Annotated in this window: 13 protein-coding genes; 7 read left to right on the top strand and 6 right to left on the bottom strand. The window is 42.9% G+C overall.

Annotated features, from left to right (window positions below):
- Window positions 1-50 precede the first annotated feature (50 nt).
- On the top strand, window positions 51-704 hold the full coding sequence (locus NQ508_RS02125; RefSeq protein ID WP_006426077.1) for a chloramphenicol acetyltransferase: 654 nt from the start codon (window positions 51-53) through the stop codon (window positions 702-704).
- Between the two features lie 654 nt (window positions 705-1,358).
- On the opposite strand, the gene NQ508_RS02130 is transcribed toward NQ508_RS02125, so the two are convergent.
- Window positions 1,359-2,738: an aldehyde dehydrogenase gene (locus NQ508_RS02130; protein ID WP_006426158.1), complete on the bottom strand. Its 1,380-nt coding sequence runs from the start codon at window positions 2,736-2,738 to the stop codon at window positions 1,359-1,361.
- Window positions 2,695-3,942, bottom strand: a complete 1,248-nt coding sequence (locus tag NQ508_RS02135; protein WP_006426157.1) for an iron-containing alcohol dehydrogenase — start codon at window positions 3,940-3,942, stop codon at window positions 2,695-2,697. Before NQ508_RS02135 ends, NQ508_RS02130 begins: the two co-directional genes overlap by 44 nt.
- 247 nt (window positions 3,943-4,189) lie before the next feature.
- Between NQ508_RS02135 and NQ508_RS02140 the strand changes: the two genes are divergently transcribed.
- Window positions 4,190-5,023: a MerR family transcriptional regulator gene (locus tag NQ508_RS02140; protein ID WP_006426156.1), complete on the top strand. Its 834-nt coding sequence runs from the start codon at window positions 4,190-4,192 to the stop codon at window positions 5,021-5,023.
- 62 nt (window positions 5,024-5,085) lie between these two features.
- Here the strand turns inward: NQ508_RS02140 and NQ508_RS02145 are convergent, their stop codons facing one another.
- The 4 genes from NQ508_RS02145 to NQ508_RS02160 all read right to left on the bottom strand — a co-directional run bounded on the left by NQ508_RS02145 (window position 5,086) and on the right by NQ508_RS02160 (window position 7,248).
- A complete protein-coding gene (locus NQ508_RS02145; RefSeq protein ID WP_006426155.1) occupies window positions 5,086-5,394 on the bottom strand; it encodes a hypothetical protein in 309 nt (102 codons plus the stop codon).
- A gap of 185 nt (window positions 5,395-5,579) precedes the next feature.
- A complete protein-coding gene (locus tag NQ508_RS02150) occupies window positions 5,580-6,170 on the bottom strand; it encodes a cytidylate kinase-like family protein (RefSeq protein ID WP_022415985.1) in 591 nt (196 codons plus the stop codon).
- Between the two features lie 33 nt (window positions 6,171-6,203).
- Window positions 6,204-6,896 (bottom strand): LrgB family protein, encoded by a 693-nt coding sequence (locus tag NQ508_RS02155; protein ID WP_006426153.1) that lies wholly within the window; start codon window positions 6,894-6,896, stop codon window positions 6,204-6,206.
- The gene (locus tag NQ508_RS02160; protein ID WP_006426152.1) at window positions 6,889-7,248 is read right to left on the bottom strand and encodes a CidA/LrgA family protein; all 360 of its coding nucleotides are present in this window, start codon (window positions 7,246-7,248) and stop codon (window positions 6,889-6,891) included. The genes NQ508_RS02155 and NQ508_RS02160 overlap by 8 nt, the downstream gene beginning before the upstream one ends.
- A gap of 293 nt (window positions 7,249-7,541) precedes the next feature.
- On the opposite strand from NQ508_RS02160, the gene NQ508_RS02165 reads away from it, so the two are divergent.
- The 5 genes from NQ508_RS02165 to NQ508_RS02185 all read left to right on the top strand — a co-directional run bounded on the left by NQ508_RS02165 (window position 7,542) and on the right by NQ508_RS02185 (window position 12,901).
- On the top strand, window positions 7,542-8,294 hold the full coding sequence (locus NQ508_RS02165) for an ABC transporter ATP-binding protein (RefSeq protein WP_006426151.1): 753 nt from the start codon (window positions 7,542-7,544) through the stop codon (window positions 8,292-8,294).
- Entirely contained in the window at window positions 8,260-9,846 is a 1,587-nt protein-coding gene (locus NQ508_RS02170) for a COG1361 S-layer family protein (protein ID WP_006426150.1), read from the top strand. Before NQ508_RS02165 ends, NQ508_RS02170 begins: the two co-directional genes overlap by 35 nt.
- Window positions 9,809-11,236 carry an ABC transporter permease gene (locus NQ508_RS02175; protein ID WP_044919306.1) on the top strand — a complete coding sequence of 476 codons (1,428 nt, stop codon included), beginning with the start codon at window positions 9,809-9,811 and terminating at the stop codon, window positions 11,234-11,236. The genes NQ508_RS02170 and NQ508_RS02175 overlap by 38 nt, the downstream gene beginning before the upstream one ends.
- A gap of 85 nt (window positions 11,237-11,321) precedes the next feature.
- Window positions 11,322-12,008 carry a helix-turn-helix domain-containing protein gene (locus NQ508_RS02180; protein ID WP_006426148.1) on the top strand — a complete coding sequence of 229 codons (687 nt, stop codon included), beginning with the start codon at window positions 11,322-11,324 and terminating at the stop codon, window positions 12,006-12,008.
- A complete protein-coding gene (locus NQ508_RS02185) occupies window positions 12,008-12,901 on the top strand; it encodes an IS3 family transposase (protein ID WP_226851847.1) in 894 nt (297 codons plus the stop codon). Before NQ508_RS02180 ends, NQ508_RS02185 begins: the two co-directional genes overlap by 1 nt.
- The last annotated feature ends 28 nt before the right edge of the window (window positions 12,902-12,929 follow it).

The raw sequence follows: 12,929 nt of genomic DNA on the forward strand, positions 1-12,929 counted from the left end.
TGCGCGTTTTTTATATAAATTCGAAATAATATACAATAAGAGGTGACATTATGAGTCTTCCACCATATAGAAAAATCGACCAGTCAACCTGGTCGCGTCAGGATCACTATAAGTATTATACCGAAAAATTAAAAGTAAACTACAGTATGACAGCGCGCCTGGATGTAACAAGATTAAGAGCAGAATGCGACCGGTTCGGAGTGCATTTCTATGCGGCATTCATCTGGTGTACGTCAAATGTTGTGAACCGCCTGCCATTTATGAAGATGATGACGGACGAAGAAGGCAATCCGGGAGTGTGGGATGTTGTGCATCCAAATTATACAATCTTTCACAAAGAAGATCACACATTTTCTGACTGTTGGAGCGAATATGATGCAGACTTTGCGACTTTTTATAAGAGAATCGAAACGGATATAGAAGCTGCAAAGAAAGTCCGGGGAGTCAAAGCAAAAGCCGGACAGCCGGTGAATTTCTACTGCATCTCTTGTGTGCCGTGGCTGGATTATACCGGATATGCGACATCGATAGTGTCGGATCATGTAGCGCTGTTTCCGATTATTACATTTGGTAAATATACAGAAGATAACGGGAAACTGACACTTCCACTGACGCTTACGATTGCTCATGCGGCAATGGATGGGTGGCATACGTCGGAATTCTTCCGGGAGATGCAGGAGGAGTTAGAGGCATTTTCTATTTAATGCATCATGGCGGCTGTCACCGACCGGAATAAAACTACAAGGTCCCAGCCTGTGCTGACTCCAACATGGGGAAATCCTAAAGCAAAAAAGTTGACCTAAAAACGAGCTCACAAAAAATCCAAACTCGACATTCGTCTCAGACAGTGGATTTTTTGTGAGCAAACGGTCAACTTTTTTACTTAAGAATTTCCAACCATGAGTCCGTATGCACAGGCTGGGACCTTGTAGTTTTATTCCTGAGGTTTCGCATGCCATAATAATTAAACAGAGGAACCGTAACCTTTGTGATACCGGAAGTGTACGAAAAAGCCGGAAAATCAATGGTTTCACCACAACTTTCCGGCTACACAACGGTTACAATCCCTCTATTGAATTCATTATCATTGGCCAATCACGACATGAGAAAGACTTGGTATTGTGTTTGATGCGTATTTTGGCGCGATGTGTAGAAGTTCTTAGGCAGTTTGACTTCCCGTTAAAGGGACGGAGCGAATTGTTTGAACCCCGTAGGGGTGAGTTTTGAGCGGAGACCCTTTCGTTCTTAGGGAAGGCGGACTGCCTTAGAACTTCTGCATCGTGACATCCAGCAACAAACATAATACCAAGTCTTTCTCATGGACCGGGGTAAGCCACGATGATGAACTAAATAGAAAATTATTTTAAAAACATCCGCAGCATCTTCCTCTTAAACTTATTATACCTCTGATACCGCACCGGCAGATCCATCCACGTCTTCTTATCCACAATACTTCTGTAATGTGTAAACTCATCAAATCCGGCCTGTCCGTGATATCCGCCCATGCCGCTTTCGCCGACACCACCGAACGGCATGGCGCTGGTGGCAAGATGGATGATGGTATCGTTGATACAGCCACCGCCGAAGTGACAGCGGTCAAGGACTTTCTTCTGAGCAGCTTTGTCTTCACTGAAGAAATACAGTGCCAGCGGATGTGGATGGGATTCCACGGTCTGGATGGCTTCATCCAGTGATTCGTAAGTCAGAATTGGAAGAATCGGTCCGAAGATTTCTTCGCCCATAATGGCATCATCCCAGGTGACATTTTTCATAACGGTAGGTGCGATGCGTAAAATCTTGGCATCGGACTGCCCGCCGATTATTACTTTCGATGAATCGATCAGTCCCTGCAGACGCTGGAAATGCTTCCGGTTGATAATTTTACCGTAACTTGGATTTTCCAACGGGTGTTTGCCGAACTGACGGCGGATCTCGGATTTGATTGCATCGATCAACTGGTCACGAATGGCTTTGTCGCAGAGGATATAATCCGGAGCAACACAGGTCTGTCCGCAGTTTAAGTATTTTCCAAAAACGATACGTCTTGCGGCAAGTGGAATCTTGGCTGTGGAATCCACGATACATGGGCTTTTGCCACCAAGCTCCAGTGTGACCGGTGTTAGGTATTTGGCTGCATGTCTTAAGACTTCGCGTCCGACCGTCTTTCCGCCGGTGAAGAAGATTTTATCAAAACGCTGGTTCAAAAGAGCCTGATTTTCCGCACGTCCGCCGGTTACGACAGCAACATATTCTTCTGAGAAGCATTCTTCGATGATCTCCTGCATGACACGGCTGGTGGCTGGTGCATAAGCGCTTGGTTTAACAACAGCGGTATTGCCGGCTGCCAGTGCGTCAATCAGTGGTTCCAGTGTCAGAAGAACCGGGTAGTTCCACGGACTCATGATGAGAACTGTTCCGTAAGGCGAAGGCGAGCGGAAGCTTTTGGCGGCAAACTGTGCCAATGGCGTCGGAACCCATTTCTCCTTCGTCAGTTTCTTGATGTGCTTCAACATCCAGCTAAGTTCTGAAAGAGTGAGTCCTACCTCACACATATAGCTTTCAGTCTCGCTTTTTCCGAGGTCGGCTTTTAAGGCAAGGTTCAGATCCGGTTCATGCCGGATGATGGAATCTTTTAATTTTTTGAGTTGTTCTATACGATAATTTACAGGCAGTGTCTGGCCTGTCTGGAAAAATTTATGCTGCTTTTCCAGGATGTTCTGAATTTCTGTTTCTGTCATGTTCACTTACCTCCTGTACAAGATGATACATCTGTTCCAGTTTCTCAGGTCCCCATAACGCAGGTACCGGGTAGAGCGGGTTGGCTTCTTTGTCCGCATAACAGGCAAGCTTTGGAATATCTTCATTACGGATACCGTCCAGGGTCTCCGGGATATTCATGGAAATGTTCATGTTGCGGATGTGGTTGATGAACTCTTCGGCTGCAACTGCATCAAGTTTCGAATCAGAAATGCCGGTGATCCGTGCAAGTCTGGCCAGTTTCTTATGTGCAGCAGTTCCATACGCTTCCAGTACGATCGGAAGGAGTACGGAATTGGCAAGTCCGTGCGGGATACCGTAGCATCCGCCGAGACTGTGAGCTACAGCGTGTACATATCCGACATAACTCTTGGTAAATGCCGTTCCGGCGAGATAAGAGGCGCGGAGCATGTTACGTCTTGCAGTTTTATTATTTCCATTTTTATATGCAGTCTGCAGGTTATCGAAGATCAGCTGGATCGCTTCGATCGATGCGGCGCGGGTCTGCTTCGTAGTTGAACGACCAATATAAGCCTCGATCGCATGTGTCAGCGCATCCATTCCCGTAGTTGCCGTAAGCTGCGGCGGAAGTCCATACGTAACGGACGGCTCCAGAACCGCATAATCCGGAATCAGATTAAAATCGTTAATTGCATATTTGTGATGTGTATCTGCATCAGTGATGACAGCTGCAAGCGTGGTTTCACTTCCGGTTCCGGCAGTTGTCGGAACTGCAATCAGAAGTGGAAGCTTATGCCAGATCTTTAAGATACCTTCCATCTTAGCCAGCGGTTTGTTCGGGCGGGCAAGTCTTGCACCGACTGCTTTGGCACAGTCCATGGAAGAGCCGCCACCGAAAGCCAGAAGTGCCTGACATCCGTGTGCCAGATAAAGATTTTTGGCTTCTTCTATATTGGCAGAAGTCGGATTTGCAACTGTATCTTTATATATTGTACATGAAATTTCAGATTTTAAAAGCTGTTTTTCCAAAGGTTTTGTAAGCCCGAGTTTGTAGACCCCCGGATCGGTGACGAGCAGGATATGGGAAATGTGATGTTTTTTCAGGACTTCCGGGACGTGTTTGAATCCGTCGATCAGTTCCGGTTCTCTGTAAGGAAGAACAGGGAGTGCGATACGAAAACAAGTTTGAAAAATGCGGCAGTATATTTTCTTTAAAATATTCATGAGAGACCTCCATTGTGTATGCTGTATTTCCGAAATTTTAACGGTATTTGCGTTTCGTCTAAAATTCAAAAAATACTAAATAGTGATTAAGTTCAGTGAGTTGCGGAAAATGCAGTGTCATACCGCAAATCCTGTGATAGAATAAAACTGGGTGTAACCCCCATGTCAAGAGAACAAGAAAGAAATTGATTTATAAAAGAAAGTATTGCTGATTGCAGAAAGTTAAGAGAAGAAAGAAGTGAAAGCTATGCAGGCAAAAGGCGAATATTGTATCACCGCAGGCGAATTTGCAAAGATGTGCCAGACCACCAGAGATACCTTACGGTATTATGAACGACAGGGAATTCTTGTGCCGAAGAAGAACCCGGTCAATGGCTATCATTACTATAGTTATGCACAGATCAGTTCATATTATTTTATACGGACATTCCGGGGGTTGGATTGTTCGGTTGGAGATATCAAAGAATATCTGCTTGGCGGAGAAGAGATAAGATTCGATGAATTTGTAGAACAGCAGTATGACAAACTGCTTCTTATGCGGCAGGAACTGGACCGTAAGATTCGCACCATTGCAGGAACCAGACAGATTCTGGATCAGATCCGTATTGCAGATCAGGGACATCCAGTAATTCGTGAGATTGGGGTTTCGTGGTATTTTATATTTACCGAAGTAATATCAAAGCCGGCAACTTCATCCGGCGAGATTGAAAAAGATATCCGCAGACACCTGAAACGTTGTGATAATCCAGGTATTCAGGCATTTCCGATGGGTGCTTCTATCGATAAAGAACAATTTCTGAGAGAAAATTATACCTATAAAAATGTATTTAGTTTTACAGAAGAAGGATGCAGGAATAAAGAAGATATCGTGGAAATGGAACCAGGTGAATATCTGGCAGCAGTCTGCCGGGAGAGTGACGGCGATATCAGAGATACATACCGGGAAATCAAAGACCTTATGAAAAAAGAATCAAAACAATTCGATTCCGACATCTACAGCCTGAGTATTGTAAACGTCATTGATCCGAATGAAGAACACAAATACCTGAAATACATATTCGCAAAGGTAAAACAAATATAAAAAGAAATCTCACGCGAGCGTAGCGAGCTTAAGTATTTATGGCGGGATTCATAAGATCCCAGCTACGAATCCCCGCGCCCTTGCAATATCATCTTCATCTTATCCTTCTCCATCTGCATCCAGTAATCCTTCCGATTTTCGAATTCCTGGCTGATCCATTCCAGTGAATCATCCAGTCCCTCCTGGGTAAATGGAAAATCTTTTGCTGTCTTCATATCATCGGAAGTCTTCTCGAAACACCACGGTTCCGGATATACCCATACATGCAGTGTATCATCTTCTGCACGCATGAAGAAGCGCATCCCCTGATGAGAGCCGGAGAAAGGCTCCTTTTTTAATACTTTGATATTAAGACCAATGACCTTGATCATGTCAAATCCTCCTTATGTCAAATCCGTATCTTTATGATAAATGGTAATACAGAAAACCTACCACTGGCAGCTTTTCTTGCATATTGGGTATAAAAATTCTGTGCCAAAGTTCTTGTCACAAAAATTTTAGCACAGAAAGTCTGATTCATAAAGAAATTTATAAAGTTAGATTTGCAGATTCGTGTCTATTCATGTGATTCTTCCGCAAGTTTCTTATAATAAAGAATCAGATCCGCAGCCTGATCAAAAGTCAGATGTGTGGTATCAATAGACAGATTATAATATTTTGACTGTCCCCACTCTTGCCCTGTGAATTCTTTACGGAAAGCACTGCGCTTCTCGTCAATCTCTTCAATCTTGCGTTTGGCCTTTAATCGAGTATTGATATGATCGCGTGCCATAACGGTTGCGATACGTTTCTCCATATCCGCATGAACGAATACGCTGAATGCATTGTCCTGTCCGTGTGTCAGATAACCGGCACAACGTCCGATAATGATGCAGGGCTTTTCGGCAGCCAGTTCTTCTACCAATTCAAAAGGGAAAGGTTTTTTCTTCGGTCTGGAGTAGTTAAGAGCGATAGAATACAGTAAGCTGTTCATCGGCTGCTCTTCCAGATATTCTTCGACTTCACCTTCGAAGCCGCGTTCCTTTGCGATTGCGATGAAACGGTCTTTGTCATAGAATTCATATCCGGTGCGTTTTGCCAGAATCTTTCCGATGGCATGTCCACCGCTTCCATATTCACGTCCGATGCAGATAATTGTTTTTTCCATAATCATTTACCTCCATATGTCTGATTTATATTTTTAATATAATTGATAGAAAATAGTTGATCCGACAACCGTTATAAGTCCGGCAACCGCAATAGAAAGACTGCTCATGGCACCTTCGATCTCACCGATTTCCATAGCTTTTGCAGTTCCCATGGCATGCGTTGCGGTACCGATCGCAAGTCCCGTTGCGATAGGATGTCTGATTCCGCACAGTCTGCAGATTACATCACCAAACATATTTCCGATGATACCGGTGATAATGATGGCGGCTACTGTAATGGTAACGATTCCGCCAAGCTCTTCCGAAATACCCATTCCGATTGCTGTTGTAATCGACTTCGGAAGTAACGTTGCATAGATCTGCTTATCCAGATGAAATAATGTTGAGAAGACCCACACGCCGGCAAGACTTGTGAAGACTCCGGAGAGAATTCCGGCAAGAATTGCTTTCATGTTCTTCTTTAGCAGTCCCATCTGCTGATACAGAGGAATTGCAAGGCAGACCGTAGAAGGTGTCAGCAGATAGTTGAGTAACTGCGAGCCGTCCTCATACACTTCATATTTAATATTGGTAACTTTCAAAATAATAATAATAAATACAATGGAGATCAGCAGTGGATTACAAAGCGCAAGTTTCGTTTTTTGTCTGAGAATGATACCAATCTCATATCCGATCAGGCTGATCGCCAGACAGAAAAATGTGGAATCCTGTAATAATTTACTCATGTTTTTTGTCCTCTTTCTTTAAGATAAACTGTGCAATACGTCCGCTTACGGCCATAACAAGGATGGTTGTAACGACGATAATAATACTGATCGGAATGATGACTGGCTTTAAAGCACCCCAGGAAACCATAAGTCCGACTCCGGCAGGGATAAAAAGCATTGGCATGATTTCAATCAGAAATCCTCCGGCTTCATTTACTGCATTGAGTGGAAGTATACCGGTCTGTAAACCGATCAGCATAAGAACGAGGCCGTAGATGCTGGCCGGAACCGGGAGCGGCAGTAATGCGTGCAACAGTTCTCCGACGAATGAGATCGCCAGGATGATCATAAATTGTCTTACAAACTTCATGTGTTCCTCCCTATATCTTGTGAATCATAAGATATCCACTTTACTTTGGTGAAATTGTCCTACCAATTATACCACTTCTGAAATAATATGCACGGAAAATCTTAGCGAAAATTGTATAAAATATAATACGTGTGATATGGCGTAGGAATTTAAACGGCATAAATGAGAAATATTATCTGAACGGTCGGAGGTATTAAGAAAATCTTCATAATTTATAAGAGGAAGTCTTTATATTTTTATAGTAAAATGAATCCATATTCTGAAAAGTCTGAAAAACGACAGAGAGGAGGAGTATGAGGAAGGTAATTGAAGTCAGGAATCTATACAAGCTGTACCGTGTTGGTGATGAGTTTGTACGCGCACTGGATGGTGTGGATTTTGAGATATATGAAGGAGAGTTTTGTGCAATTGTCGGAACATCCGGTTCCGGTAAATCTACACTTCTGAATATGCTGGCGGGGCTGGAAAAACCGACAAAGGGAGAGGTCATCATTGCGGGAAAGCATATTGAAAAGTTAAATGAAGAACAATTGGTGACATTCCGGCGGGATCATGTGGGATTCATCTTTCAGTCATTTCATCTGATGGGAACGTTGAATGCGGTGGAAAATGTAGCATTGCCGCTTAGTTTCCGCGGCGTTCCAAGAGATGTAAGAGTACGAAAAGCCAATGAGATGTTAGATCTGGTAAAACTTGGAAAGCATAAGAAGCATCTGCCGAACCAGATGTCGGGCGGACAGCAGCAGAGAGTGGGAGTTGCCAGGGCACTGGTAGTAGATCCGGATATTATATTTGCCGATGAGCCGACAGGAAATTTGGATTCCCATACATCGGAAGAAGTCATGGAACTGATGCAGCGGGTGGTCAGAGAGCAGAAGAAGACACTGGTCATGGTCACACATGATGATCATCTGGCAACTTATGCGGACAGGGTATTTCATATCCGGGACGGCAGGATCATTAAGATAGAAGATAACCGATGGAAAAAAGGGAAAGAAGAGGGAGGAAGACATGCAGAAACGAATACAGAAAGAGACAGGAAATAATTGCTTGAAAAGAATCATTGTTGCCTTTCTGGCAGTGATCATGATGACAACTATGCTGCATCCGCAGATGGTACAGGCTGCAACAGGCACAGAGAAAGGAATTTTTATTGCATCGAAGAACAATGAAGCACCCGTATTTGAAGCAGGGAAAAAGAAAAACTGGAACTTTGTAATAACTAATAATTCTGGAAATGAGTTGAATAATGTTACAATAACGCCAGATTTGGGAGACAAGAATGAAGATTGGCCATTTAAAACCGAAAAACAAAGCTATCAGAAAAGTTTAGGAACGCTTAAAATGGGACAACAACAAGAAGTTTCTTTTGAATTTATTCAAAGAGATGATGTTCCAACAAAAAGATATAAATTGAAATTTACAATATCTGCGGATGGGCAGGAAGAGACAGCAAAATGGTTTTATATGAATACCACAGCAAAGCCGGTACAGAAAGACACACAGGATAATAAAGACAACAAAGATACAGATGAAGGCAAGGATACAGGAAAAGGCAATGGAGCAGGCAGTGGTTCTGACACATCTTACCAGACACCGGATGCCGGCGGTTACAGTAACGGAGAAGCAGCTTACAGCGGAGGAGCCGGTGGAAGTACGGATGGAGGTGAAACTTCGGGAAATGGTTCTGTTCCGCGTGTGATCGTAACCGGATTTACAACCGATCCGGCAGAAGTCCGTGCGGGCAGTAATTTCAAGTTAACGATCCATCTGAAAAATACATCCAAGATGAAAGTCAGCAATATGCTGTTCGATCTTTCAGCACCGACAGAAGGCAGCGATGAACAGACGACATCACCGGCATTCCTTCCATCATCCGGTGCAAGCTCCATCTATCTGGACAGCATTGCCCCGAATGGAACAGCCGATATCAGTATCGAACTGAATGCAAAATCAGATCTTCTTCAGAAGCCATACAACATGGAACTTTCCATGAAATATGAAGATCCGAATGCTACGCAGGTAGAAGGATCGTCAAGTATCTCTATTCCGGTGAAGCAGGATGCAAGATTTGAAATCAGCGATTTTGAGATCAGTCCGCAGAGCGTTGCTGTCGGTGAAGAAGCAAATGTGATGTGTAGTCTTTATAATCTGGGACGGATCAAGCTCTATAATGTAAAAGCTACATTTGAAGGAAAGAATATCAAAAAGTCGGAAGTATTTATCGGAAATATAGAATCCGGTGCAACCGGTTCGATTGATGTCATGCTGGAAGGAAAGAAAATATCGGATGGTCCGGCGAAGGTAACGATGACACTTAGTTATGAAGATGAATCGGGGAACATTTCAACAACCACGAAAGATCTGAATCTGGAAGTGACAGAAAAAGTGGATGATGATGAGGCGGCAGCTTCCGATATGCCGGAGGAGACACAGAAAAGTTTTCCTGTAATTCCGGTTGTAATCGCAGCAGTGGTCATTGCAGTGGTGGCAGCAGTCGTAATACTTAAGAAGCGCAAAAAGAAACAGCTGGCAGAGATTGAAGAGGAGGAGTTATTGGATGAACTGGAACGATCTTCTGAGGATGAGCATCAATAGTCTGCGGAGAAGGAAACTCCGTACATTTCTGACGGTCCTTGGTGTGTTGATCGGTACAGCTTCGATTGTAGTGATGATCTCACTCGGACTTGGTATGCAGCAGTCTCTTTATAAGGAAGTGGAACAGTCAGGAGGTCTGACCAGTATCACTGTGACCGGATCGGACAACAGTGACGGTATGACGACAGAAAGTATGGGATCAGGACAGGAGACAGAAAAAAGGATAGATGACCAGTTGGTTGAAAAGATCAGTAAAATGGATCATGTGAAATTAGCTGCACCAATCTATGAGACTTCGGTGATCCTGCTGAAAGGCTCCTATATGGCGTATGTCCAGCTGCAAGGAATGACACCGGAAGGCCTGAAATCCCTAAATATGGATCTTGGAGATGGAACGCTTCCAAAGACCGGAACAGGACATCTGGAGCTGATATTCGGAAATGGCGTGATCACTGATTTTTATGAAACAGGAAGCGGAAATGGATATTATGATACCGGGAAAGTCCCGAATATCAATCTGATGAAAGATTCTCTTTTCATGATCACGGATACAGAGAATTACAATAGTGACAGCAGCACAGCCTTTGGAGACAGTACAGACGGAACAGCAGGTGCAGGGAGCCAGTCAGATTCCGGAACCGGACAGACAAAACCTGTCCAAAAATATGTAGTAAGGGCAAGCGGTGTGATAAATGGTGGCCTGGATGACTATTCCAATAATTATGACAGTGTATTTTGTGACCTGGAGACTTTAAAGCAGTTATTGCGGAAAGAATATGCAGGCAAAGTCATTCCGGGACAGCCGAAGACCAAAGCTGGAAAGGCATTAAAAGGCTTCTATTATACGTCATTAAAAGTGAAAGCAGACGATATAGATCACGTGAATGAGGTCGCTGATGTAATCCGTAATATGGGATATAATGTTGAGACCAATGCGGAATATCTGGACAGTATGAAGAGTCAGTTCGCGATTGTACAGGCGGTGCTCGGAGGTATTGGTGCGGTGTCATTACTGGTAGCTGCAATCGGAATTGCAAATACGATGATGATGTCCATTTATGAACGGACAAAGGAAATCGGTGTGATGAAGGTACTTGGATGCAGTCTTAGGAATATCCGGGAAATGTTCCTGCTGGAAGCAGCGTTTATAGGTCTTCTCGGAGGAATTGCCGGAAATATTCTAAGCTTCGTAATGTCAGCAGCCATTAATATAATTGTTGGAAGCAGCGGCGCTATGTCGATGGGAACAGACAGCACGATATCTTATATTCCGTGGTGGCTTGTGCTGATGTCCATGGTATTTGCAGTGCTGGTCGGAGTGCTGGCGGGATATTTCCCGGCGAAACGGGCAATGAAGCTGAGTCCGCTTGCGGCGATCAGGAATGAATAAAACATAAGAAAGAAGTCAGGTAAGCCTGGTATGCTACCCTCATATAGGACAATGAAATATAAAAGTCCTATATGGGGGTATTTTCATGTTCAGAAAGAGTAAGATAGAACCAGTAGAAAAAGTAAAAATAGTCGAACGCTACCTTGCAGGAGAAATTGGCATACAGCAAGCAGGAAAAGAATTGGGAGTTGATCATCATAGTATTCGAAATTGGATTTCTATTTATCAGTATGATGGACCAACTGGATTACTCAATCAACCGAAAAACAAATCTTATTCAAAAGATTTAAAAATATCTGCTATAAATGATTATCTTAACGGAGAAGGATCTCTTCAGGATATTTGCACAAAATACGGAATTCGTTCACACAGACAGCTTTCCGATTGGATTAAGGTGTATAATTCTGGTGGAATATTAAAAACATCCACTGGAGGTGCTTACATGAAAAAGGCAAAGAACACTACACTTGATGAGAGATTAAAAATAGTAACAGATTGTCTTGCAAATGATAAGAATTATGGTGCAATGGCACTCAAATATGATTGTTCCTATCAACAAGTTCGCAATTGGGTAATACGATACGAAAAGATGGGTCAAGCGGGTCTGGAAGACAGACGTGGACGTCGTATAGCTTCTCTTCCAAGCAGAACACCTGAAGAAGAGCTACGTGACAAGATAGCTGAACTGGAAAGAAGAAATCTAGACTTACAAATGGAGAATGATCTGTTAAAAAAAGTCAGAGAACTGGAAAGGAGGGGTCGCTATCTTTAATCCATCGGTTAGCCGAATATGAAGCCATCCAAAAACTATCGTCTACTAAGCATTATCCCATAGATAGACTTTGTAAATATCTTAATGTTACACGTTCTGCGTATTACCGCTGGGGAAAATATCCGAAAAGTAATAATGAACTTCGAAACGAAAGACTATCCACTGAAATCCAAAGGATTCATCACCAGCATCCAGATATGGGATACCGAAGGATTCGTGATGAATTAGATGGACATAAAGGAATTCATGTGAATGATAAACGAGTACTTCGTATTTGTAGGAAATACGATATAAAATCAAATATTAAATGGAAACCTAAGAGTTGTACCAGAGGAGACAGAAATCCTGATCACATAGCAAAAAACTATTTACACCGTGAATTTCACGCCGAAAAACCGAATGAAAAGTGGCTTACAGATGTTTCTGAATTTAAATACTACAACGGAATAGAAGTTCATAAAGTTTATCTGAGTGCTATTTTAGATTTATATGATAGAAGGATTGTTTCCTTTAAAATCAGCGATCATAATGATAATCCATTAGTTATGGACACGTTTGATGAGGCTGTTCGTCAGGAGCCAGATGCACACCCATTAGTTCATTCTGATCGAGGCTTTCAATATACAAGCGCACAGTTTTATACTAGATTAAAAAAACATCATATGAAGCAGAGTATGTCTAGAGTTGCCCACTGTATTGACAATGGACCAATGGAAGGGTTTTGGGGAATTCTAAAACGAGAAATGTATTATAAACAGCGTTTTAATGACAGAAGCTCTTTGATTACTGCGATAGCTAATTACATAGATTACTACAACAACCAACGACTTCAAAGGAAACTGCATGTAATGACACCAATGAAATATCATGAGCAATATACAAAAGCAGCATAAAATATCGCCAGCCATAGCATGGCTGACG

This window comes from Dorea longicatena (genome assembly GCF_025150085.1).
GTDB lineage: Bacteria > Bacillota > Clostridia > Lachnospirales > Lachnospiraceae > Dorea_A > Dorea_A longicatena.

Coding starts and splice junctions, on each gene's coding strand:
- NQ508_RS02125 (WP_006426077.1), top strand. CDS start 51: ATGAGTCTTCCACCATATAGAAAAATCGACCAGTCAACCTGGTCGCGT.
- NQ508_RS02130 (WP_006426158.1), bottom strand. CDS start 2,738: ATGACAGAAACAGAAATTCAGAACATCCTGGAAAAGCAGCATAAATTT.
- NQ508_RS02135 (WP_006426157.1), bottom strand. CDS start 3,942: ATGAATATTTTAAAGAAAATATACTGCCGCATTTTTCAAACTTGTTTT.
- NQ508_RS02140 (WP_006426156.1), top strand. CDS start 4,190: ATGCAGGCAAAAGGCGAATATTGTATCACCGCAGGCGAATTTGCAAAG.
- NQ508_RS02145 (WP_006426155.1), bottom strand. CDS start 5,394: ATGATCAAGGTCATTGGTCTTAATATCAAAGTATTAAAAAAGGAGCCT.
- NQ508_RS02150 (WP_022415985.1), bottom strand. CDS start 6,170: ATGGAAAAAACAATTATCTGCATCGGACGTGAATATGGAAGCGGTGGA.
- NQ508_RS02155 (WP_006426153.1), bottom strand. CDS start 6,896: ATGAGTAAATTATTACAGGATTCCACATTTTTCTGTCTGGCGATCAGC.
- NQ508_RS02160 (WP_006426152.1), bottom strand. CDS start 7,248: ATGAAGTTTGTAAGACAATTTATGATCATCCTGGCGATCTCATTCGTC.
- NQ508_RS02165 (WP_006426151.1), top strand. CDS start 7,542: ATGAGGAAGGTAATTGAAGTCAGGAATCTATACAAGCTGTACCGTGTT.
- NQ508_RS02170 (WP_006426150.1), top strand. CDS start 8,260: ATGCAGAAACGAATACAGAAAGAGACAGGAAATAATTGCTTGAAAAGA.
- NQ508_RS02175 (WP_044919306.1), top strand. CDS start 9,809: ATGAACTGGAACGATCTTCTGAGGATGAGCATCAATAGTCTGCGGAGA.
- NQ508_RS02180 (WP_006426148.1), top strand. CDS start 11,322: ATGTTCAGAAAGAGTAAGATAGAACCAGTAGAAAAAGTAAAAATAGTC.